This window comes from Roseovarius sp. EL26 (genome assembly GCF_900327775.1).
Classification (GTDB): domain Bacteria; phylum Pseudomonadota; class Alphaproteobacteria; order Rhodobacterales; family Rhodobacteraceae; genus Roseovarius.
On record NZ_OUMZ01000007.1, the window covers coordinates 2,092,114 to 2,114,960 of the forward strand.

Annotated in this window: 25 protein-coding genes and 1 tRNA gene; 12 read left to right on the plus strand and 14 right to left on the minus strand. The window is 54.6% G+C overall.

Annotated elements, in window-relative coordinates:
- Positions 1-106: 106 nt before the first annotated feature.
- The 8 genes from rplL to rplK all read right to left on the minus strand — a co-directional run bounded on the left by rplL (position 107) and on the right by rplK (position 5,287).
- Positions 107-484: a 50S ribosomal protein L7/L12 gene (rplL, locus tag D9A02_RS18320; protein ID WP_120502300.1), complete on the minus strand. Its 378-nt coding sequence runs from the start codon at positions 482-484 to the stop codon at positions 107-109.
- A gap of 74 nt (positions 485-558) precedes the next feature.
- A complete protein-coding gene (gene rplJ / locus D9A02_RS18325; RefSeq protein WP_120502301.1) occupies positions 559-1,077 on the minus strand; it encodes a 50S ribosomal protein L10 in 519 nt (172 codons plus the stop codon).
- A 435-nt stretch (positions 1,078-1,512) separates the two neighbouring features.
- Complete coding sequence (locus D9A02_RS19285; RefSeq protein WP_162933127.1) at positions 1,513-1,683, minus strand: hypothetical protein; 171 nt, start codon at positions 1,681-1,683, stop codon at positions 1,513-1,515.
- Positions 1,684-1,686: 3 nt separating this feature from the next.
- A complete protein-coding gene (locus tag D9A02_RS18330) occupies positions 1,687-2,460 on the minus strand; it encodes a hypothetical protein (protein ID WP_120502302.1) in 774 nt (257 codons plus the stop codon).
- 273 nt (positions 2,461-2,733) lie between these two features.
- Positions 2,734-3,438: a DUF1629 domain-containing protein gene (locus tag D9A02_RS18335; protein ID WP_120502303.1), complete on the minus strand. Its 705-nt coding sequence runs from the start codon at positions 3,436-3,438 to the stop codon at positions 2,734-2,736.
- Entirely contained in the window at positions 3,435-3,980 is a 546-nt protein-coding gene (locus D9A02_RS18340; protein WP_120502304.1) for a toxin-activating lysine-acyltransferase, read from the minus strand. The genes D9A02_RS18335 and D9A02_RS18340 overlap by 4 nt, the downstream gene beginning before the upstream one ends.
- Before the next feature lie 181 nt (positions 3,981-4,161).
- Entirely contained in the window at positions 4,162-4,860 is a 699-nt protein-coding gene (gene rplA / locus D9A02_RS18345) for a 50S ribosomal protein L1 (RefSeq protein ID WP_120502305.1), read from the minus strand.
- A gap of 1 nt (position 4,861) precedes the next feature.
- Positions 4,862-5,287, minus strand: a complete 426-nt coding sequence (rplK, locus tag D9A02_RS18350; RefSeq protein ID WP_120502306.1) for a 50S ribosomal protein L11 — start codon at positions 5,285-5,287, stop codon at positions 4,862-4,864.
- A gap of 278 nt (positions 5,288-5,565) precedes the next feature.
- Here rplK and D9A02_RS18355 point away from each other — a divergent pair, with 278 nt between their 5' ends.
- On the plus strand, positions 5,566-5,922 hold the full coding sequence (locus D9A02_RS18355; RefSeq protein ID WP_120502307.1) for a cupin domain-containing protein: 357 nt from the start codon (positions 5,566-5,568) through the stop codon (positions 5,920-5,922).
- A 59-nt stretch (positions 5,923-5,981) separates the two neighbouring features.
- Here D9A02_RS18355 and nusG read toward each other — a convergent pair whose 3' ends face one another.
- From nusG to D9A02_RS18370, 3 genes are all read right to left on the minus strand, one after another.
- The gene (gene nusG, locus D9A02_RS18360) at positions 5,982-6,515 is read right to left on the minus strand and encodes a transcription termination/antitermination protein NusG (protein WP_120502308.1); all 534 of its coding nucleotides are present in this window, start codon (positions 6,513-6,515) and stop codon (positions 5,982-5,984) included.
- Positions 6,516-6,713: 198 nt separating this feature from the next.
- Positions 6,714-6,911 carry a preprotein translocase subunit SecE gene (gene secE, locus D9A02_RS18365; RefSeq protein ID WP_120502309.1) on the minus strand — a complete coding sequence of 66 codons (198 nt, stop codon included), beginning with the start codon at positions 6,909-6,911 and terminating at the stop codon, positions 6,714-6,716.
- 121 nt (positions 6,912-7,032) lie between these two features.
- Positions 7,033-7,359: a hypothetical protein gene (locus D9A02_RS18370; RefSeq protein ID WP_162933128.1), complete on the minus strand. Its 327-nt coding sequence runs from the start codon at positions 7,357-7,359 to the stop codon at positions 7,033-7,035.
- Between the two features lie 728 nt (positions 7,360-8,087).
- On the opposite strand from D9A02_RS18370, the gene D9A02_RS18375 reads away from it, so the two are divergent.
- The 5 genes from D9A02_RS18375 (at position 8,088) to D9A02_RS18395 (ending at position 11,795) form a co-directional block, all read left to right on the plus strand.
- Positions 8,088-8,164: transfer RNA gene (locus tag D9A02_RS18375), tRNA-Arg, on the plus strand.
- 278 nt (positions 8,165-8,442) lie between these two features.
- Positions 8,443-9,543 (plus strand): helix-turn-helix domain-containing protein, encoded by a 1,101-nt coding sequence (locus D9A02_RS18380; RefSeq protein ID WP_120502311.1) that lies wholly within the window; start codon positions 8,443-8,445, stop codon positions 9,541-9,543.
- Positions 9,533-9,778, plus strand: a complete 246-nt coding sequence (locus D9A02_RS18385) for a hypothetical protein (protein WP_120502312.1) — start codon at positions 9,533-9,535, stop codon at positions 9,776-9,778. Before D9A02_RS18380 ends, D9A02_RS18385 begins: the two co-directional genes overlap by 11 nt.
- 2 nt (positions 9,779-9,780) lie before the next feature.
- A complete protein-coding gene (locus D9A02_RS18390) occupies positions 9,781-11,133 on the plus strand; it encodes a hypothetical protein (protein ID WP_120502313.1) in 1,353 nt (450 codons plus the stop codon).
- Positions 11,130-11,795 carry a hypothetical protein gene (locus tag D9A02_RS18395; protein WP_120502314.1) on the plus strand — a complete coding sequence of 222 codons (666 nt, stop codon included), beginning with the start codon at positions 11,130-11,132 and terminating at the stop codon, positions 11,793-11,795. The genes D9A02_RS18390 and D9A02_RS18395 overlap by 4 nt, the downstream gene beginning before the upstream one ends.
- Before the next feature lie 449 nt (positions 11,796-12,244).
- On the opposite strand, the gene D9A02_RS18400 is transcribed toward D9A02_RS18395, so the two are convergent.
- From D9A02_RS18400 to D9A02_RS18410, 3 genes are all read right to left on the minus strand, one after another.
- Positions 12,245-14,515, minus strand: coding sequence for a molybdopterin-dependent oxidoreductase (locus D9A02_RS18400; protein ID WP_120502315.1), 2,271 nt, complete (start codon positions 14,513-14,515; stop codon positions 12,245-12,247).
- An 8-nt stretch (positions 14,516-14,523) separates the two neighbouring features.
- Positions 14,524-16,143: a class I adenylate-forming enzyme family protein gene (locus tag D9A02_RS18405; protein ID WP_120502316.1), complete on the minus strand. Its 1,620-nt coding sequence runs from the start codon at positions 16,141-16,143 to the stop codon at positions 14,524-14,526.
- An 88-nt stretch (positions 16,144-16,231) separates the two neighbouring features.
- Positions 16,232-17,140, minus strand: a complete 909-nt coding sequence (locus D9A02_RS18410) for a LysR family transcriptional regulator (RefSeq protein WP_162933129.1) — start codon at positions 17,138-17,140, stop codon at positions 16,232-16,234.
- A 102-nt stretch (positions 17,141-17,242) separates the two neighbouring features.
- Here D9A02_RS18410 and D9A02_RS18415 point away from each other — a divergent pair, with 102 nt between their 5' ends.
- Genes D9A02_RS18415 through D9A02_RS18440 form a run of 6 tightly spaced genes read left to right on the plus strand, consistent with a single transcriptional unit; the run spans position 17,243 to position 22,844 of the window.
- Complete coding sequence (locus D9A02_RS18415) at positions 17,243-18,115, plus strand: crotonase/enoyl-CoA hydratase family protein (RefSeq protein ID WP_120502318.1); 873 nt, start codon at positions 17,243-17,245, stop codon at positions 18,113-18,115.
- Between the two features lie 41 nt (positions 18,116-18,156).
- Positions 18,157-19,206: a TRAP transporter substrate-binding protein gene (locus D9A02_RS18420; RefSeq protein WP_108816688.1), complete on the plus strand. Its 1,050-nt coding sequence runs from the start codon at positions 18,157-18,159 to the stop codon at positions 19,204-19,206.
- A gap of 57 nt (positions 19,207-19,263) precedes the next feature.
- Positions 19,264-19,845 (plus strand): TRAP transporter small permease subunit, encoded by a 582-nt coding sequence (locus D9A02_RS18425; RefSeq protein ID WP_120502319.1) that lies wholly within the window; start codon positions 19,264-19,266, stop codon positions 19,843-19,845.
- Entirely contained in the window at positions 19,842-21,125 is a 1,284-nt protein-coding gene (locus D9A02_RS18430; RefSeq protein WP_058274576.1) for a TRAP transporter large permease, read from the plus strand. Before D9A02_RS18425 ends, D9A02_RS18430 begins: the two co-directional genes overlap by 4 nt.
- A gap of 22 nt (positions 21,126-21,147) precedes the next feature.
- Positions 21,148-21,963: an SDR family oxidoreductase gene (locus D9A02_RS18435; RefSeq protein WP_120502320.1), complete on the plus strand. Its 816-nt coding sequence runs from the start codon at positions 21,148-21,150 to the stop codon at positions 21,961-21,963.
- A gap of 5 nt (positions 21,964-21,968) precedes the next feature.
- Positions 21,969-22,844 (plus strand): alpha/beta fold hydrolase, encoded by an 876-nt coding sequence (locus tag D9A02_RS18440; RefSeq protein WP_162933130.1) that lies wholly within the window; start codon positions 21,969-21,971, stop codon positions 22,842-22,844.
- Positions 22,845-22,847 lie beyond the last annotated feature (3 nt).

Here is a 22,847-nt window from a genome sequence, read left to right on the forward strand (position 1 = left end):
TTAGAAAGGGCTTTACGCTTTAGACAAAAAGCCCTTTCTAAGACAGGTTCGGCTGGACCCGGAATTTCCGGATCCAGCCTGAATTTCCGGGTTACCCCGGAGTGAATTACTTCACTTCGACTTCTGCGCCAGCTGCTTCCAGCTTGCTCTTGATGTCTTCTGCTTCGTCTTTGGAAACCTGCTCTTTGACAGCTTTTCCGCCAGCGTCGACCAGCTCTTTGGCTTCTTTCAGACCCAGGCCAGTGATGGCGCGGACTTCTTTGATGACGTTGATTTTTGACGCGCCTGCAGATTTCAGGATTACGTCAAATTCTGTCTGCTCTTCAGCAGCGTCACCACCTTCGCCAGGTGCAGCAGCCATCATGACAGCGCCACCAGCAGCAGGCTCGATGCCGTACTCGTCTTTCAGGATGGTTTTCAGTTCTTGTGCTTCGAGAAGGGTCAGACCAACGATCTCTTCAGCAAGTTTTTTCAGATCAGCCATGTTCAGCTCTTTCCGTTTTCAAGTTTGTGTTCCAACGTCGGGCATTTGCCACTACGCGGATCGTTCCAATTGCGTTATGCCGCCTCGGCCTTCTCTTCGATGGTCGAAAGGATGCTCGCGATGTTCGAAGCAGGAGCGCCAATTGCACCGGCGATGTTCGAAGCAGGCGCACCGATACAGCCAACGATCGAAGCAATAAGCTCCTCACGCGAAGGCATTTTCGATACGGATGCAACACCAGCACGGTCAAGAGCGTTCTCACCCATTGCGCCGCCGAGGATTTCAAATTTCTTGTTATCCTTGGCGAAGCCCTCGGCGACCTTGGCAGCTGCCACAGGGTCTTCCGAGAAAGTCAGAACGGTCATGCCTGTCAGGTAAGAAGCAATGCTTGCGCAAGGCTTACCCTCAAGGGCGATTTTGGCGAGCCTGTTTTTGGCAACGCGAACAGATGCTTCGGACTCGCGGGCGCGAGCACGAAGATCTTGCATTTCTGCAACTGTCAGACCCTCGTAGTGGGCAACCACTACGACGCCAGAGCTTTCGAAGATCTGGCCGAGCTCGTCGACCAATTTCTCTTTCTGGGCTCTATCCACAGTTTCACTCCAAATTTGGGGGTTTCCCCCCGGCTCAGTTCTGCCCCGGTAAAACCGAGGCGTTCGGGTCCGTATTACGGGGTGGAGCCAAAATCACCCGAGAGCTAAGCCCTCGTAATTCTTGGGTCTTTCCCGTCTCAGGCAGGAGATTAAGACCTCATATGAGGCCACCCACCGTCTTGGACGAAACAAAATAAAGCGCACGACGAATCGCACGCTTTACTTCGTGCCCCTCTTTAGGCCCTCCAGACGGGTTTTCCAAGGGGTAATTTGCGGGTATTGGCAGATCGAGCTACGGACCCATTTTACGTACAGGTTGTACAGCCTGTACGCGGGTTATGTACACAAATCGGACGAAGGCGCTCACAGAGTAGCGACTTGTAGGGTGGGCAGTTTTGCCACCATGCGCTTCGCAAAGAATGTTTACGCGTGTGTTTAGGGTGGCGGTGGGCAGACATTGCCCACCCTACGCTTGCTGCTGCCAATTTGGCCATGACCTAAGCCATCTAGATCATTCTCACCCTCATCATTGATACCCGCATCATAACCTCGGTTATACGCATCCATTGCAAGGATTGAGAGAAACAGATCTTTAGAAATCGCCATTTATTACTTCACTTCTTTAGCTGCACGCAAAATACTCCGGGTAATAAAATTACTCGGCATTAATCTTTGTTCAGGTGTTTGATCTTTGACATAACGTGGTTGTTGTTCTGGTGGGACGATAAAGCGCGCCTTCGCAATCCATTGCAGTGTCGTCTCTACTTGCCCCACAGTCGCGGGATCTCTGGTCGCTTCAATCGTCAGGGATCGCAGCGCATACCCCTCGCCAAAAGTTGCGGCCAGATCATCGGGGTCGACTTGCGCCACCGTGGCTGGGTCGTTGATATCGGCAAAGGTCACCAGCGTGGGCCGGTTACGGGGTGGGATCGGGCGGGCGCCCTTGTCGCGCTGTCGCCGGATCGCCTTGAGCAGATCACCGCGCGAGCCGTCACCCTTGAGATCCCAATAGGCGCGCTCGGCCATCTCATCACCACCGATCAGCACAAACAGATACCGACCCTCACCCAGATCAGCGACCACCGCCTCGCCGCGCAAGTCATAGCTACGCTCGGTCGTGGCTAAGAACATACCGTCAGGGTAATAACGCACCTCCACCGCCTGCACGCTGCTGGCGGTGACCGGCCCTTGCGGGGTATCGATCACGGCGCTGATCCGCTGGTTCCAATGATAGGCGTAGCCGGTGAAATAATGCGTCATCACCAAATGAACTACGGTGCTCGCCACAATCAAAAGGGCGATCAGCCAGAGCAGAAGCCTCCAACCCCACTGCAAACGGCGCGGGCCTTTACCCGGCTCAAATCCTGGCCGCAATAAAATCATTGATTGATTACCCTACTGGCTGTTCTTGTTCTGCATCATCTTTCGTCTCTTCGACAGTGACCCGTAGGGTGGGCAGTTTTGCCCACCATGTGTTTCACATTGATGTTTGCCCGTGTGGAGAGCGTGGCGGTGGGCAGAAATTGCCCACCCTACGCTTGCTTTTGGCCTCACACCTCTTTCATCGGATAATGTTTTGGCATTTTCAGCCCGGCCGCTGAATGTTGTCCACATAACTCAAACCTTCAAAAATTTTTATAATTTCGTGGTGAAAAATCACTCGGCCAAGATCGGGCCGCGCCCACAGGCCCCGATCAAACCAGCATCCTCAAATGCTTGCTTCAACAGATCCGAGATGAAAATTTTACGCGGGTATTCGCCATCGCAGAACAGGTCGCGGTCACCAATTATTTCCCTGTAAAATACTGGCTTCCATGCTTCGACTGGAGGCCGTGGACGATAAACTCCTGCTGGCCTGCCGGGGTGTGGGTTGGTGATATCTGGCGTATCAGGAAACATTTTCATCGGTGGTTCGGTTTTTTCCGCATTCATTGCAAAAATCCGATGCCCCGGCACAAACCAGAAGTATTGTTTTTCAACCGGCTCACCTTTGCTGTTTTCGACCTGCACCGGTACAAATTGATGTACGCCCGGGTCATGCGCTTCGACGACATCACGGAAGGCTTCAGAGGCCAGTTGTCGTTGCCCCCCACCCCAATCCACATAGTCCTCATAGAGTGCAGGCAGATCTTTGCGGCCTCGCAACACCGTCACTTTCAATCGCGTTGGGAGATTAGTTGGGTCCAAATGCCGCCCTGATTGCCAGATCGCTGTGACTGATATTTTGGACTTCCCAATGTCGATACTCCAATCCACCGGTCGGATATGTTGCCAATCTCCATCCAAGGGATCAATGTCGGTGCTGCGACCGCTGTCTCCGGGATCATTCGGGCCGACACCCTCTTTTAAATACCAGATCATTGCAGCACGTCCTGTGCAGAGGCCTGTTTGGCGCCCATTTTCTGCAGCGTTTCAGCATCCACCAACCGGGTGATGATCGGGTGCAGGCGCAGGTCTCCATCTTTGATCACCTGTTTGAAATTGGCAATCACGCTGGTGGTGGTTTTCTGATCGGGCGCGATCACGTCCAGCAGCCAGTTGATCTCGCCGCTGGCCCATTCATCGGCTTTCAGGCGCACCGGGAAGACACTCGCCTTGATCTGCTCACGGATCTTGGCATCCACCTCTTCCGACACGCTCGCCCAGATCGCCATGCCCGCGACATCGGCCATCGGGTTTTCCTTTTCCGCCTGTGCATAGGCGATGGCGATACGGTCGCGGATCAGCGGCTCGAGCACGATATGGTTCAGATCAGCCAGCGTGTTATGCCGGTAGCGCGGCAATGCCATCATCGCCATCGCAACCTTGCCAAAGCTTTCACGCACCTGCGCGCGCAGGACGGCGATCTTTTTGAGGATTTCAGGATCAATGTTGGCTGGGATAGTGGCTTCAAGAGTTTGCATAGGCAAAGTATGCCCGGGCTTCAAGCGATGCGCAATCTATGAGTGTGACACAAGGACAGATAACAGCCATCTGTGTTTGCGTTCCTATGGGAAAGGTGGGCAGGAATTGCCCACCCTACAAACAAAAACCCCGGAGCGTTTGCACGCTCCGGGGTTCTAAATTTCACACTGAGGTGTAAGCTTATTCGGACACTGCGTTTGAGACGTCGATGCTTACGCCTGCGCCCATGGTGGAGCTCAGCGAGATTTTCTTCATGTAGGCACCTTTGGCACCGGCTGGGCGGGCTTTGGCAACCGCACCAACAAGGGCACGAACGTTTTCGACCAGCTTCGCCTCGTCAAAAGATGCTTTACCAACACCGGCATGCACAACACCCGCTTTTTCAGCTTTGAATTGTACTTCACCGCCTTTGGCGTTTTTCACAGCATCTGCAACATCCATGGTCACCGTGCCAACCCGAGGGTTTGGCATCAGGTTACGTGGACCCAGAACCTTACCCAGACGGCCAACGATTGGCATCATGTCTGGTGTGGCGATGCAGCGATCAAATTCGATTGTGCCGCCCTGGATGGTTTCCATCAGGTCTTCGGCGCCAACGATGTCTGCACCAGCGGCCTGCGCTTCTTCAGCTTTGGGGCCACGGGCGAAAACCGCAACGCGAACGGTTTTGCCGGTGCCGTTTGGCAGACCAACAACACCACGAACCATTTGGTCAGCGTGACGTGGGTCAACGCCCAGGTTCAGCGCGATCTCAACGGTTTCGTCGAATTTGGCGGTTGCGTTGGCTTTGATCAGCGCAACGGCGTCTTCAACGCTCAGGTTCTCTTTGCCAGCTGTGGCTGCGCGAACGGCGGTTGTACGTTTTCCAAATTTTGCCATCTTACTTCACCTCGATGCCCATGGAACGCGCCGAGCCTTGAATGATTTTCATGGCTTGTTCTACGTCGTTTGCGTTCAGATCTTTCCACTTTGCTTCTGCGATTTCGCGCAGTTGCTTTGGTGAAACAGAGGCAACGGTTTCGCGACCCGGCAGTTTTGCACCGGATGTCAGCTTGGCCGCTTTTTTCAGGTAGTAGGACGCTGGTGGCGTCTTGATGTCCATATCAAAGGACTTGTCCTGATAATAGGTGATCACGGTTGGGCAAGGTGCGCCTGGCTCCATGTCCTGTGTCTTGGCGTTGAACGCCTTACAGAATTCCATGATGTTGATCCCGCGCTGACCCAGCGCCGGGCCCACTGGTGGGGATGGGTTAGCTTTACCTGCAGGGACCTGCAGCTTCATCTTACCTGCGAGTTTCTTGGCCATTGGCCTTCTCCTTTTCAACTCCGATGGGCGCGCCCAGTCGGATTGGGTTGATGTGGTCCGGTCTTTCAGTCGCGATTGAAAGAACCTCCCACATGGGTGTCGCCCAAGAGCGACCAGCCGCCTTTACACCACGATAATACGCTTTGCAAGCGGGATGAGCTGCCCAGCGCGGCCTTGCCAGCAATGCAAGAAAACAGCTTGCAAAAATATATTAGTGTGAAAAAATAATTCCCACCATGAATAGTAACCCTATTAATACAAGTATAAAGGAATCTATTATGTCGCACCCGGTCTTTTCCAAACTTGCCGATCGTCAAGTCGCCCCATTAGTGGATGATCTTGATGGTTGGAAAAAGGTCAGCGATGACCCCAGCATGAAAACCTGGATTGAATACACTGCGGAAGATGGCGGAATCATCAGCGGCTGGTGGGAGGCTACGCCTGGCATCTATCACGCCACATATGCCGCTTGGGAATTTGTGCACCTGATCGAAGGCAAAATTGTCATCACGCCAGATGGTGGGGAGCCAAATGAAGTCGGCCCCGGAGATGCTTTTGTCGTGGAGGCAAATTTCGCCGGCACATGGGAGATCAAAGAAAAAGTACTCAAGCACTTTGTGATCAAGCTCAAGTAGATGCTGAACCGTTCCACCGTTGATAGAATCACAACGGCGGAGCGGTCACGCAGACACAATCAGCCTTGTTTGGTGACCTGTGTGAATTCCAGCTCGACCGGGGTTTCCCGACCAAAGATCGAAACCGTCACCTTGAGGCGCTGATTGTCATCATCAACCTCTTCAACCAGACCATCGAAGTCCTCAAACGGACCGTCGTTGACCTTAACCTTTTCACCCACTTCGAAGTGAATCAGGGTACGTGGTGCTTCTTCGCCTTCTTGGACACGGTTCAGGATCGTGTTCACTTCGGCATCGCGCATCGGCATCGGGCGACCTTGCGGGCCCAGAAAACCTGTGACGCGGTTGATTGAGTTGATCAGGTGATATCCCTGATCGGACATTTCCATGCGAACCAGAACATAACCAGGCATAAAGCGGCGCTCAGCGGTCACTTTTTTGCCGCGACGCACTTCGATCACTTCTTCGGTCGGCACGAGAACTTCCTCGATCGAATCTTCCAGACCGCTTTCGATCACCGATGTTCTGATTTGTTCAGCGATTTTCTTCTCAAAGTTCGAGAGAACACTGACCGAGTACCACCGCTTCGCCATGTTTGACCTACGTCCTTGCCTTGCTCAGCCCTACGCCGAATTTCATTTTATCGTCAGAGGCTTAAGTACATTCGCCCCAGACGGTTTGAAACAAAAATCGGCGCGCAACTCGAATCGCCACGCGCCATGTTCCAAAGTGAGCTGCCGAATAGCCCTATTTCCCTCAGATTTCAAGAGGAAGTCGCGTTTTATCGGCGCTTAACCGAAGAACCCCAAGAGGCCTTGCACACCGGTACGGATCAACAGATCTACAAGCGCGAAGAAAATGGCCGTCAGGGTTGCCATGATCAAAACCATGATCGTGGTCAGCAGAACCTCACGCCGCGTGGGCCAGACAATTTTGCTCGTTTCCGAGCGAACCTGCTGAATAAACTGAAGCGGATTAGTGATGGCCATGCGCCTGTCTTTCCCGGAAATACAAATGTTCAGGTTCGCGACATACGCCGCGTGCCTGTGGATTTCAAGAACAAAGGCTATCCCGTTGCGAACCTACGTTGGTGTGTTGCACGAAAACGGGTCATTGACGCTCTTGGGTCCGGAGACGGCCAAAAGGATCAGCCTTAGCTTCGACCTCGGCGCGCAAAGAATCTGCGAACTCTGGCAAGTTGATCGAATCCCGCCAATTGTCGGGCAAACGATCTAGGCAACGATCGATCCTGAACGCCGCCTCTTCGGCATTTTGGCGAAGCTGCGCCGCCATATCCGGACGGCGATATGCCAGCTTGAACCATTTATCTTTTGCCACTTCTGCCACTCGGTCTGGCCCCAGTGAAAGGTAACTGATCAACACCAACCAAAACGTCAGCAGTAAAATGGTCGGGATCAACAGTGGGAATAAAAACATCAGCATCGCCAGTAGGATGATCCCTCCATGCGCCCGACTTAAGCGAAATCGCTTATTAGTGCCAGAACGCACCGGGCGGTTCAATTTTCCGTGCTGGGCGAGCCTATACCATCTGTCTGATGCCCTGGGGTGCTTGACTTCCCTGCGCAGCGGCAGCGATTCTGATATTGCATCTGCTGGTGAAAGCTCTGGTAAACAGTCCCGCTTGGCGGAACGACATTCCTGCGCCATCAGTTCCCGCACAGATTGCTCGATGCGTTGTGTTTCATGTTTCGGCGTATCATTGCTCTGTTGCGATGTGTCAGCATACCGCGACACCCCGCTATGCGAGTCTAAAGTTTCTTTAACCACGGATCTTCTCTTAAATAAAAAAATTATAAAATCTTAGCCGCAGATGCCGTTCCCCCAGCCCCTACAACACAATGTCATTGTTGGGATTTAATCATGGCACAATAAAGGCATAAAAGGGGCGTAAATGCATCACGAGGCGAAATCATGAGAAGTTCGGTTTTATTATTCGCACCGCCCTTCAAAGATTGCGATGTGCCAAACCACTCGCCAAGCAAAATAACCGCTCGGTCTGAAACACATTCCAAGTTACGCACCGTTGCATTTCGGGCAAAATTTGCGCGGCTTTTTCGGATCGTTACATACTACTGAGCACAGTGTTGTGCATGCCGGTACAGTGTGCGAAAACCAAACCACTGTCGACACATGTGCAGTAGTGTGGCCCCGTGGCTCAACTGGATAGAGCAGCCCCCTCCTAAGGGGCAGGTTGCAGGTTCGAATCCTGCCGGGGTCACCAAACCTGCCAATAAATACAGTGTCTTACAGAGCTTGCTGCAATTCGATTTGCAAGATTGTGCAGGATTGTGCGGTTCATATACGAGAACATGTAAAGAACACTCGTACAAAACCCGTACAGTCAGCATTGTGGAGCAAAGAATGCGAGCGACTCCATAAACAGAAAAATCCCGGCTCGGCGGCAACCGAAACCGGGATCAATTCGATAGTAAAAGCCTCCAGCTTTCTCGATCTTCATAACATCGCGAGAGACCCCTCGTCCAGTGGCGAGGTGCGACAATGACACGACACCTTACCCACAACGGCTTGCCTGAGGGCATGACACGCTGGCAGTTCTTTGGGTTGATTGAGGCTGCACGCCAACAGCTCGGCCTCAGTAAGGGTGCAATCGCCTATCTGAAGGTCGCGATTTCAAACACAATGGATGAGGATTTTGCAGCAGGCAGGATTTGCAGCTTCTGGACCTCAGTCACAAAGATCGCCGCACGAGCGAGGCTAGACCGGCGGCAGGTTGCTCGGATCGAGGCGTGGCTTATTGAAAATGGCTTTCTCATCAAGACAGCCTCAGATCACAGCCGTCGTGCTGGATCACGTAAAGATGGCAAGATTGGACATGAGTTCGGCATCAATCTTGCGCCATTGATTGCGCGCGCCACCGAGATTCAGGCTGCCGCACGGAAGGCTGCCTTCGAGGAAGCGGAAGCCGAACGGCTTCGCAACCGGATCAAAACGTTGTTTGGGGACATTCGTAGACTTTGCTTCGAAGGTGCGATGGAGGCCGCTGAGGAGGTCCTGCCCAATCGTCGTCCCTCGACCATTCAAAGCTTCGAACGACTGAGGCAGGTGGCCGAAGCGCTGGAAGCTGTCTGGGAGGATTTTTCCGCACGAATTGGTATGGGTGAAAAGTCCCACCAGTGCGACATTTCACCCACACTCAATACAAGTAAGGAAAATAATAACAAAACCTGTATGCCTGAGAAACGGCATGATGTTCAGCCGCTCCGTACAACGCCTGCGCAAGTGGCGCTGCTAGCGAGCGAGCCGCTGCGAGCGATCATCGAGTTTTACTGGAGCGCGCTAGACAACCGTGGCGCGCTCAGTCCGCAAACAATCCAGAGGGCGGCAAAGGAGCGAGCATATCAGCTTGGGGTAAACCCCAGCGTCTGGGAACGACTTAGCAGAGTGTTGGGTGAGGAACGCACGGCGCTTTGCTTTATGATCGCAGATCGCAATGCCGAACGTCTGGATGGCTATCGAGTGCGGGATGCCGCAGCTGCGTTCATTGGCATGGCACGTTCAGAAGCGCGTCAGGGCTTAGTCGTCAACAGCCTGCTCGGGGAACTGATTGGCACCGTGGGAGAGCAACGAAATGGCGCATGATACATCGCTTCCACGTGCTTTCATTTGTCATCGAGACCTCGTCGCAACATCAGACCGTGCGCCCACGACAAGGCTGGCGCGGGATGAGGTTGCAGTCGCCACCGGCGGCTTCGATTCGGGACGGATCGGCGGCGTAGCCGCTTGGTTGGGTGCAGGGGCGCAGCGCCTTGCCCGGCGAGTTGTTTATCAACTCAATAGTCGGTCAGTATTGTGTTTCTTTTGGCGGGACAGCTGATCATGTCTGGCCCGCAGTTTTTGCACCTTCAAAGCTATTCACGCAAACCCAACAAGATTGGCCAAAGCGCCCAACAGGTCTTGGATGAGGCGGCACGTGAGCCTGAATTTTCCGTACACGTCGAAAGCCCAAAACCGCCGAACATTGTCTACGGCATTACGCCGCAACAGGTCCGCAAGAAGCATGACGAAATCGTAGCGACTGGATATGTCGATGTGACGTTGAAGGATGGCACCGTTGCGAGGCGGGGCATCCGAAAGGATCGCCATACCCTTCTGACTGCCGTCGCTTCCTATCCCTTGCCGACTGCGAAGGTCGAGGAGGGTTCTGCTGACCGAGCGGAATATGAACGCTGGATTGAGCTGAATATTCGCTGGCTGAAGGAAATGTTTGGCGATCGACTTGTTTCAGTTGTTGAGCATGTAGATGAGGAGTACCCGCACGTCCACGCGTTCATTTTGCCTCTGGGAGATGCCAGTTGTTCTGCCCGTCATTTGAACCCAGCCTGGGAGGTCAAAGAAGAAGCCGAAGCGTTGGCCAGAGAGAGCGGCAAGCCAGCCAAGGAAGCCGTTAAGCTTGGCAATCGCGCCTACCGCGCGCGTGGTCGTGAACTACAGGATGAGTATTTTGCCGAGGTTGGATTGCCTGCTGGTTTGACCCGCTTAGGGCCCAAGCGAGAGCGTTTATCGCGAGAACAGTGGAAGAAACGAAAAGAGCAGGCTCGGCGCGATGCTGAATTGCACAAGCAAATGTCTGAACGTGTTGAGAACCTCGCCGATGCTGAGGCCCAGTTTGATGCGGACGCCGATCAAAAGGCAGCCGAGGTCGCGGATAAGTTGGCACGTGTCGAGGCGCTTTACGAAGAGGCGTTGTTGGCAAGAGGCGATGCTGAGGCGGAAGCTCAAGAGATCCTAAGGCGGGCTGAGACTGAGAGTGCAGAAATGAAGCAGATGACGCGAACTGAGCTGGCCCAGAAAACGGAAACACTGGAACAGCAGGCATCAAGCCTTCTATCTGACCGTTTCGCGTTTGAAGATGAAAAACGGACGTTCTTAAGGGAAGTTGTGTTACGCGCAGCGTCTGTGACAGCGCGGGTTCTGATCGGCGTCCTTACCGGGAGTGTTCGCTTCGATGACAAAAAATCAGAACTACAATTCGATGATCCTAGACTCGCCCAGGATGTGGAGCGGTTGGAAATTGCACCGGTGATCGAAAAGGTCGTCGTATTGGTCAGTAAGGTCTGGGCCAAGCTTACCGGGAAGCTGTCCACCTTAGAGGCTGAGCATGAACGTGAACAAATCTCTGAGGTGCTCAAGCCTATTTCAAGGCCACAATCGGGAGGAATGCAGCCATGACAAATGATCTCGACAATCGGATTGCTACCCTTGAAGCAAAGCGGCGGACGAACAGCTTGGCGACGGTGCGTGACGCTGAACAAGTTGTTGGGGAACTACACGAGGCCGTCCGTCAGGCGTCCTTTACCGTTGGAGGTCTGAATGCACGGACAGATCTGATTGATGAACGCGCCTCCTCTTTAGAACGACGCATTCGGCAGATCTGGGTGCTTGTTGGTGCTGGAGTTGTTGTCTCTGTTGTTGCAGCAGCATTTGTCGTCGCTTTTGCGTTCTGGTCTGCGGCAAAGGTCAAAGCTGCTGCCGAGATTGAAACTTCCCTTCTTCGTGAAACAATTTCTGCCGAAGTTGAGGCATCACGTCTGGACGGTGAAATGGCGTTGGCTGAACTGGAAAGCAATGTGTTGCGTCAGAGTGAACTAGCCGCTGAACAGCTTACCCAAATCGGGGAGGACATTTCTGCAATGTCTCAAGAAAGAGATGCTGTACGGCAAGAGCTTGAGCATTTCATCACACTACGGGACAGGGTTGGTATCCAGTTGTTGGATTTTCGTGGCCATACGTTAGTTGTTATCCCAGAAGGAGCTCGTATCAGGCGTTGGCAGGCGGATGATCTGTCCGAAGTCGCACATTTGAACGGACGCATGTATCGGCTCTCAGACTAAACCAGTGTTCCCCCTGTTTAGCGCCATCAATCGCAACGACTTAAATATATTGGCGTTAATTTCGAATATGATGAGCTCCGGAAGCTCAGGCGCGGAGGCAATGCCAACATTTATCTCCAGTATCGCGACTGTCGGCTATGCGGACTTTCCGGACTTGTGCAGGCGCAGCTATTGCTCACGCAGCATTAGCCAACACATGCAGCGGCGTTCATGCGGCGTCGCAATTCAAATCGTCGAAGCGGTCATCCCCAGCCGGTCTCGGCGTCACCATTCAAACTGCACTTCGCCGCATGATATCCGGACAAGAGAGACGCGTGTCCGATTGGACTTGGACAGCTTTTTTACTTGTGGCGCGCGTCAGCCAATGCAAATAGGTCCGCCCAGCCGGACAAGTACTATGGTCATCTCATGTGAATTTTGAAGTCTTGTTTTGCTGTTCGGCGTCCAGTTCACCTTTTTAGACGATGATCTTTGCCTGCAATAGTCTCTACTTTGACAAGGCAAGAATGCGCCACGGGACCCTGGGCCAGTCTTGATGTGCCTTTGTCACGGGTCAGCACGTTCGGGTTGCCATTGCGGCAGAGGTCGCCGTCAGAATAGAGCCATGCGCCGGTCGCAATCTGGATAACGCCGGGTCGGGTCATGTCGCTGATCCGCAGTTCAGCAAGGCATGCGCCGCGGGTGTTGTGAATTTTGACAATCTGACCTTCGATCAGCCCGCGCACCGCAGCGTCTCTCGGGTGCATCGTCATCGGTTCAACGCCCTTTGGCCGGTCAGCCTGGCTGACCGCGCCGTGATCTAACTGGCTGTGCAGCTTGTTGCGGGGCTGGTTAGATATCATGTGCAGGTCATCCGGGGCAGCAGCGCCCAGCCATTCGGTCGGTTCCATCCACGCGGGGTGGCCGGGACAATCGTCATAGCCGAAGTCTGCGATGGTCTGCGAAAAGATTTCGATCCTGCCCGACGGTGTGGCGAGCGGGTTGGCCTCTGGGTCGGTGCGAAAAGCGTCCAGCATGACAGTGGGCTTGTCCGGCACCGGTACCTTGACCCAGCCGTCGCGCTGCAAGCTCTCCCAACCGGGCAGCTCAACACGTTGTCCTGCGGCCTGTTGGCGCGAAACCTCCCAGATCCAGCGTTGCCAATCCTGCGGGCTGCGCCCTTCGGTAAACGCCTCTTCCACGCCCATTTCAGCGGCAATGCCACGTAGGATTTCGTGATCATCACGCGCCTGTCCCACGGGTTTGATGGCGCGGTCCATCACCACTTGATAGGGGTCTTTGGGCGTCAGTGCGATGTCGCTGCGCTCCAGCGGCGTGGTGCAGGGCAGCACTATATCGGCATGTTTGGCCAGTGCGTTCCAGCACCATTCATTGGCGATGATGGTCTCGGGCTTGGCCCAGGCCCGCCGCATACGGTTCAGATCCTGATGGTGGTGGAAAGGGTTGCCACCGGCCCACCAGACGAGCCGGATGTCGGGATACTTGTAAGACGCGCCGTCATAGTCGAATTTCCCCCCGGGGGTCTCCAGCATGTCTGTCACGCGCGCCACGGGGATGAAATCCGGCACAGGATTATGGCCTTGCGGAAAGGACGCATAGTGGATTGGCGTGCGGTTCAATCCGGTGTTGTTCATCGCCGAATAGCCAAAACCCAGGCCCGTCCCCGGCAGGCCGATCTGCCCCAGCATCGCCGCAAGTGCGATGGCCGCCCAAAACGGTTGTTCGCCGTGATCCTGACGTGTCAAAGCCCAAGCTGTTGAGATCATGGTCCGGCTGCGCGCCATGCGACGGGCCAAATCACGGATGGTGTCGGCAGGAATCTCGCAAATGTCTGCGGCCCATTCAGGTGATTTGGGAATGCCATCCGTTTTGCCCAACAGATAGTCAGCAAAACGCGCAAAACCGACGGTGTAGCGGTCAAGGAACGCTTGATCGTGCAGGTCTTCGTTGAGCAACACATGGGCCAGCGACAGCATCAGTGCCACGTCTGTATTGGGCCGGATGGGCAGCCAATCTGCGTTGACCCGGTCCAGCAGGTCCGCCCTGAGAGGGGAGATATTGACGAACTTGACGCCTGCCTTGTGTGCCGCAAGCAATCCGCCTTTCTGTACGTGTGCGCCGGTCCCACCCTGGCTGATTTGCCCGTTCTTCAGAGGCACACCGCCGAAAGCGACGAACAGGTCACAATCTGATGCAATGCTTTCCCAGCTTGTGGTTGTATCCAAATGCCCGCGGAAGGTGCCGAGGACATGAGGTACGAGCACCTCTGCCGCAGCGAAGGAATACGTGTTTTTGGAACCGGTATATCCACCGATACAGTTCAGAAACCGTTTGAGTTGGCTTTGCGCGTGGTGAAACCGCCCAGCACTTGCCCAGCCGTAAGACCCGGCATAAATCGCGCGGTTGCAATGGGTAGAGCGCACGCGGGTAAGCTCTGCAGCGACCAGCCGGTTGGCTTCCTCCCAGGTAACCTCCACGAATGCGTCCGACCCGCGTTTGTCACCCGCCGTGCCCGGGCCACCTTCCAGCCAGCTCTTGCGCACCATCGGGGCCGTGATCCGTGTTGGGCCGTCAAGCACATCCACTATCCCCGGCCCAATTGGCGAGGGATCTGGGTCATGCTCAAACCCACGAAGGTTGGTGACACGACCATTCTCAACATCCACCCGGTAGGTGCCCCAATGCGTGCTTGTGAGCAGATCCCGTTCGGATTTCGTCATTGGATCACCTATGCCGTTAAAGGTGTGAGTTCACCGCGTTCGAACATATCGCGCAAGGCGAATTTCTGGATCTTGCCGGACCCGGTCATCGGAAAGCTTTTGACCTCAATCCAAAGATTTGGCGTTTTTTGTGGAGACAATTCGGATCGGCAATGAGATTTCAGTTCCGCCGCGCTCAAAGTTGCATCGCCCGATGGCCGGAGGAAACACGCAATTAACTCGCCCCACTTCTCGTCGGCGATACCGACCACAGCGACTTCTTGAATCTCTGGATGTGTTAGCATCGCATTCTCGATTTCCGCAGGGAAGTGGTTCTCTCCGCCACGAATAATCATCTCTTTGACCCGACCGGTGATCTTTAGATAGCCTCGATCGTCCATTGTGCCCAAATCACCAGTATGAAGCCAACCATCTGCGTCAATCGTCGCCTGCGTGGCTTTCGGGTTGTCGTGATATTCAAGCATAGTGCACGGACCGCGCGCGCAGATTTCACCTGGCTCGTTCAGCTCAGCGCAGGAATTGTCGCTCAAACGTCGGATGGACACGTCTGTTCGCGGGATCGGCTGGCCAATCGTCTTGCAGATATCATCAATGCTGTCGTCCAAGTGGTGCTGGGTGATAACTGGGCAGTGCTCCGTTTGGCCATAGAGGGTCGAAAATCCGCATCCAAACGCTTTCTTCACCCGTCGTACCAAATCCGCGGCGACATTTGCACCGCCGCAGCTGATCACGCGCAGCGCAGTTGTATCACGTGGGTTAAGTTCCTGTTCCTCAAGGAGGGCGACCACCATTGTCGGAACGCCCAGAATGACATCGGCCTTTTCGCTTTCAAGTAGATCGACGATGCGCGGCGCGTCAAACAAACTGACAAGTACCATATGCGCGCCTACCTGCATTGCGCCCAGCGTCACCATCCCACAGCCGGATGTGTGAAACATCTGCATAATATTGATCCAGATGCTGTTTTGTGTGACGCCGCAGCGGTTTGCATAGAAGTGCGCATTGTTCAACAGCCCCCTATGGGATAAAAGTGCTGCCTTTGGAAACCCGGTCGTTCCTGACGTGTATTGAATTTGTGCCGGATCGGAGGTCGACACTTCTGGAAGACGTGCCTCGTTTGAGCCTCGTGCGAACAAAACGTCGTGATCATCAAGATCAGTTACTTCCCGCAGGGTCGTATTGCCGTCGCTGGCAAGCGTGGCGATCTGTGCCATAGGGTTGCCCCTGAATTCCTGAACATGGAACAGGCCAACAGCGCCAGACTGCTCGAGTACATACCGAAGTTCTTTGGCTTGCAGCGATGGATTGGCCGTTACAAGCACCAGACCGGCAAGCGCACAGGCATATTCCATCAAAACCCATTCAGGGCTGTTTGGAGACCAGACCACAATCTTTTCGCCCTTGGTAAAACGCGAACTCAAAGCAAGCGCTAGTCGTTCGCAATCATCCCAAAGCGCGCCGTATGTCCAGGAGCGTCCCCGAGACCCATCTTGACGGATCTCAGTCAGTGCCGGCCTGTAGATGTTGCTTGCTGTGACCTCCCTTAGGCCTTCGCCAATAGGCACATCGATTGCATCCATGTCTGACTGAGCTGGGAAATACGCTTTTTCGAGGTGTAAGTTGTACATTTGTGGCTCTGATTATTCATTGTTCTCATAAAATATCAGAGGCAACGTGCCGCGAATTCTCAAATATCAAAAATCTATGTATTGATAATTACTTTGTATCAACGGCGTTGGCTAACGACTTGCGCACAGCGTCGACAAACGGGGCTACAATTGGGTTCGCGCTGTCGCTGCGCCAAATCAGTGAGGTCGTGATAACATCGCCAACATCGCTGATCGGAATAGCCCGCAAACCAAAGCGCGCGGCGTTCATGATGCAATTGGGATAGATTAGAACCCCCATGCCGCCCAGAACGAGGGACAGCATCTCGTCGCGCAAGTAAGCCCGCTGAGAAATCTCGAGCGAGAAGCCACGGGCAATACAATGCTCGTTGACCATATCCGTATACCGCTCCCATCTGGCGTCGCCCGCAATGATGGGTTCGCCTTTGAGCTCTTCCAGCTCCAGCGTGGCCCTCTTGGCCAACCGATGCGCTCTGGGCACAACAGCGGCAAGTCCTTCAACACTGAAAACCAATCGCCGGAAATCCGGCGGAATAGGCGTGTCCATGTCAAAAATAAACCCGATATCTATCTGGCCTTTCTGCATTTTTTCAATCTGTTCAAGCGTGCGGGCGAAACCTATGTCAATCTGTATCTTCGGGTTTTTCGACCGAAAATTTTCCAGCACATCGGGCAATCCACCCAGGATCGCAAAATCCACGTAATTTAGTCGTAGCCTGCCGCCTTTGCCGTCTGCCGCATCGCGGGCTTCCAATGTGGCAGTCTCAACCATCTCAAAAATCTGATCGATGCGCGCATAAAGCGCGGTGCCAGCCGCAGTCAGTTCCACAGATCGTGTTGTTCGGAAGAACACCGACGTTCCCAGAACATCCTCCAGCGCCTTAACAGAGTTCGACAGCGCTGGCTGGGATGTGTTCAGGACGTCAGCGCTTTTTCGAAAACTGCCTTGCTCAACTACGGTTTTGAAGACGAGGAGTTGGCGAAGTGTTGGTAGCATTATTGATATTCCAAAGTTATCAAAACATAGAAAACTAATAATGGAAAATATCAGGTTTGCCAACCATGCTCCCATAACCGGTCAGCGAACCGAGAGTCACAACTGGAGCAACGCACCTTGCCAAAAGTTCTTTACGAGAAAGACGGCCGCATTGGTCGGATCACCCTGAACCGTCCCGAGGTGATGAATGCCATCGACGATGACTTGCCCGGCGAGTTGGCTGCGGCGGTGGCGCAAGCGGATGCCGACAGGGACGTGCATGTGATGGTCTTGTCGGGTGCGGGCAAGGCTTTCTGTTCGGGCTATGACCTGGCGCATTACGCCGAAGGCAAGGGCACAAATCAGGTTGTGCAGGAGATGCCTTGGGATCCGATGCAGGATTTCCAGTTTATGTGGGCCAATACGCAGGCCTTCATGTCTCTCTTTCGAGCGATGAAACCAGTTATCTGCAAGGTGCATGGTTTCGCCGTTGCTGGCGGGTCAGACATCGCGCTCTGCGCGGATCTTACGATTATGGGAGACACAGCGCAGATCGGCTACATGCCCACCCGTGTTTGGGGCTGCCCGACGACGGCGATGTGGGTGCATCGGTTGGGGCCGGAAAAAGCCAAGCGCATGATGTTTACGGGCGACAAGATCACCGGGATTGAGGCTGCCGAGATGGGGCTGGTGCTGAAATCCGTGCCAGATGCGCAATTGGATACCGAGGTCGAGGCGCTGGCGCAGCGAATGGCGAGCGTTCCGATCAACCAGCTGGCGATGCAGAAGATGGTGATCAACGCGGCTGTGGAAGAAAAGATCAACCAGACCCAAAGATTGGCCACCGTCTTTGACGGGATCACCCGCCATTCGCCCGAAGGGATGAATTTCAAGGCCCGCGTCGAGGCGGTCGGCTGGAAACAGGCCGTTCAGGAACGCGACACGGGCCGTTTTGACTGGACCACCAACACACCCATCAACGACCGCTCGGAATAACCGCAGCGGCACATATTCAACACATCCAAGGGAGGAAACTTATGTTGAAATCACTCGCCACCATCGCAGGGCTAAGTCTTGCAGTCGCCGCTGGAACGGCAGAGGCAGACGACATCCAGCCGCACCAGTTTAAGGTGCTTGGGACCTGGAGTAGTCTCAGCCAGTTCAAAAACTACGAAGCGCCGTTCTGGACCGAAACCTTGTCTGCAAACACCGAAGGTCAGATGAGCGGCGAAATCGTCTCCATCTCTGTCATGGGCTTGAAAGGGTACGAGACGCTCAACTTGCTACAAAACGGTGTGTTCGATATGGGCAACATGGTTGTTGCCTATGTCACCGGATCGACGCCCGAGATGGAAGGCATCGATCTTGCTGGTGTCGCAACCGATATGGCCAGCGCACGCGCGAACGCCGATGCCTACCGCGACGTGATCAATGCACGTCTGGCGGAGCAGAACCTGATCATGCTGGCGCATTACCCCTTTGGTCGCCAGTTCGTGTTCTGCAAGGACGAGTTCGATGGCTTGGCCGGACTTGAAGGCCGTAAGATCAGAACTTCAAGCGCCACCCACGCAGACTTCTTGTCCGGCGCAGGGGCGACGAACGTGACGATTGCATTCGGTGAAGTTGTTCCTGCCATTCAGAACGGCGTCGTCGATTGCGCGGTCACTGGTGCGATCCCAGCCTATGACGCTAGCTGGCACGAGGTGATCAACTATGTTGGCGAACTGCCGATTAACATGGGCATGGCGGGGCTCTACGCGAACCTTTCCAAATGGCAGAGCATTGATGACGCATCTCGCGCCGCACTGGCCGAGCAGATCAGCAATTGGGAAGACACGACCTGGACGAACTATGTCACCGAAGAAAACGAGGGGTTGGCCTGTCTGACGGGTGATGACGCGGGTTGTTCCAAAGGTGATGCCGTCGGCATGAGCCTTATCCCGATGACCGAAGAAGATAGCGCGCAGGCCAAAGGGATCCTGCAAAGCCATGTCTTCCCAGGCTGGCTCGAGCGCTGCGGCGACGCGGACTGCGCAGGCCCGTGGAACGCCACGATCGGCGCGGCCAACGGTCTATCCATTCAGTAACGCGCTTGGCGGCACTGGCATGCTGGTGCCGCCATCCAACTTTGCAGGGGGTTTACCATGTTGATCCGAACACAAGGCGCGCTTGACCGTGTCTCAGAAATTGCCGTTTGGGTCGCAGGGGCGGCCCTTTTGATGACAGCTTTCATGGTTGGATTGGAAGTCATCATGCGTAAGCTTTTTAACTCGTCGCTTGGGGGTGCGGATGAAATTTCAGGCTATGTCTTCGCGGCAGCTACGGCCTGGTCCTACGCCGCCGTGATCAGAAAGAAAGGAAATGTGCGGATCGACGTTGTCTATAATCTGATGCCGCGCCCTTTGCGTATTGCATTGGACATTCTCAGCTTTCTCGCACTTGGCGCGCTGTTCGCCCTTATTGGCTGGTACGGGTTTGAATTGGTCAAAGGGACGGTTGAAACCGGCCGTATCTCGGTCACGCCCCTACGCACACCGCTATCTATTCCTCAGATTGTCTGGATCAGCGGGATCGGACTTGCTTTGGCGATGTGGGTTTTGATTGCGCTTCGCGTTACAGGCAATGTCCTGCGCCGCAACTGGGATGCAGTCTCTGAGCTTATCGGTTCCGAAGGCATCGAAGGCGAAATCAAAGCGGAGCTGGTCGAGACGGAGGGCAAATCATGATCCTTATCGTCACTTTCTCACTTCTACTTCTGTTCATCTTCCTTGCAATTCCGGTTGCTGCAGCACTTGGCCTGTTGGGTGTGGTGCTGGACGAGAGCTTTTCCATCATGCCTTTGCGTCGCGCCATTGGTGACATGATGTGGGAAAACTCGATCGAATTTCTGCTCGTTGCGGTGCCCATGTTTGTTATGCTGGGCGAGATCATGCTGCGCTCGGACATCGCTGAAAAGATGTATGATGCGATGGCAAAATGGCTGTCATGGCTGCCGGGCGGGCTAATGCATTCCAATATCGGTTCCAGCGCTATCTTTGCGGCGACCTCTGGGTCTTCCGTTGCCACGGCGGCCACCGTTGGGACGGTTGCGGTGCCGCAGATCGACAAGCGCGGCTATCACACACCCCTGTTTCTTGGCTCGCTTGCCGCCGGTGGGACACTTGGCATTCTGATACCGCCTTCCGTTGGCCTGATCATCTACGGGCTTTTGACCAATACATCCGTGCCCAAGCTTTACCTCGCGGGAATCTTACCGGGGCTGGTTTTGGCGGGGCTCTACAGTCTTACCATCGTCCTTCTCTGCCTCGCCAACAAAGGCTGGGGCGGCGAAAAGATCTCAATTTCGTGGTCTGAGCGTTTCGCGAGCCTGCCAAATCTGTTGCAACCTTTGTTCATTTTCATTGTGGTCATCGGCTCCATTTATGCGGGTTGGGCGACGCCGACGGAAAGTGCCTCTCTGGGCGTTCTTGCGGCACTCTTGCTGTCGTGGAAAAACGGCAAGCTGACACGGGATATGCTTCTGAAATCATTCGAAGGCACCATGCGGACAACAGCGATGATCATGCTGATCATTCTGGCAGCGGCCTTCTTGAACTTCGTGCTTGCCGTCATCGGCCTCGCGGCCGCATTCCAAAGCTTTATCGAAGGCCTGGGCCTGTCCCCGTTTCAGGTGTTGTTGATCATTATCGCCATCTATCTAGTGATGGGGTGTTTCATGGAGAGCCTGTCCATGTTGATCACAACGACCCCCATTGTCGTGCCGGTGATCGTCGCCCTTGGGTACGATCCGATCTGGTTCGGTGTGGTGCTGATGTTGCTGCTGGAAACCGCTTTGATCACACCGCCTATTGGGCTGAACCTCTATGTTGTGCAATCCATCCGCCAAAGCGGACCAATCAAAGACGTAATCAAAGGGGCGATCCCGTTCGTTTTCGCCATGTTCGTGATGATTGGCCTTGTGATTGCATTTCCCTCGATGGCGCTGTGGCTGCCATCTCTTCTGTAAAAATTTGCGATAGGAAAGTCCCATGGATCTTAAGAATAAGACGATCATTATCACCGGCGGTGCACGCGGCATTGGTGCGGCCTTAGCCACTCGGTTCGCCAAGGAGGGTGCAAAGGTTGTTGTCGCCGATCTGGACGAAGGTGCGGCTCGTGCAACCGCGGCCGTGATTGATGGTTTGGCTGTGGCATGCGACGTCACCAAGGAGGCCGATGTGCAGGCGTTGGTTCAGCAGGCAGAGCAGCACTTTGGCCCGGTGGATATGTTCTGCTCAAACGCGGGTGTGTGTTTAGGCGAGCCATCACATTCAGCCTCGGCCAGCAATGACACCTGGGGCCTTTGCTGGGACGTTCATGTGATGGCGCATGTCTATGCCGCCCGCGCGGTTCTGCCAGGCATGATCGAACGCGGGAGCGGCTATCTGTTGCAGATGTCTTCGGCTGCCGGGTTGCTGAGCCAAATCGGTGATGCGGCTTATTCCGCGACCAAACATGCGGCCATTGGGTTCGCTGAATCCGTCGCGATCACCCATGGCGGTGACGGGATCAAGGTTTCGGTCATTTGTCCGCAATATGTGGCAACCCCGATGCTGGGGTATGCCGATAAAGGCGCATCAAGCGATCTGCCGGGTGTGATCACACCAGAAGCACTTGCTCAAACCGTGGTTGAGGGTGTTGCGCAGGAAAGCTTCCTGATTTTGCCGCACGCGGATGTCGCGCAATTCATCCAATTCAAGTCTGCCAACTACGACAAATGGCTGGGCGCGATGCGAAAACTGCGCAGCAAAATTGTAGACGAGATCGGGTCCACAGATCTGGAAGCCATGCACAAGCTGGTGTGATCGTTATGACGCCTCACCCTCGCTTTGAGACATACGCCAACCAAAAAGTCAGCATCGGCGGGCAAAAAATCTGCTTTAGCACCAACGGAATTGCAGTGACGCCGGAGCGGCCCACACTTGTTCTGGTGCACGGTGCCGGAGGGTCCAAACTCGACTGGCCGCAATCTTGGCGGAGTGTGGCCGAGGCGACTGCCCCGTTTGGCCTTCCCTCAATGACGGCTGTTCTGCCCGGTCAAGGGGGGCAAGCGCTGCACGCGCATCCCGTGATTGCGATTGATCTTCCGGGCCATGGTGGCTCGGGTGGCCTAAGCTTGCCTGATATCACTGGCCATAGCCGCGCAGTCACCGGTTTCCTGCAGGCGCTCAATCTGGAAAACGTCTGTCTGGTGGGGCACTCAATGGGTGTCGGCGTTGTCTTGTCAGCCGCGTTGCAATCTAGCGAGCGGATTTCCTCACTATGCCTGATCGCCGGGGCGGCGCGAATGCCAGTCACACCCGAATTGCTGAAGGGGTTGCAGAACCAAACCGAAGATACCGTCGCCGCCATCGCCCGCTCTTGCTGGCACAAATCAACGCCAGAACACTTCGTGAAGACCACACAGCAAAGGATGATGTCTGCAGGAGGAAACGTTCTGCTGAACGATTTCACTGCATGTTCAAAACTGGACCTGAGCGCAAAGTTGGCAGCGCTTCAAGTCCCGACATTGATCCTTGCATCGCAGGAAGATCGCTTGGTGAAAACCGCTGAAATCAATGCCATGGCGCAAGCTATTCCAAAGGCTCAGCTTCAAATCTTCCATGAATGCGGACATTTCCTTCATGTTGAACGCGCGTCAGTGGCCGCGGCTGCACTCGCAGGGTTCCTTGCGAACGCAGCCTAGTTG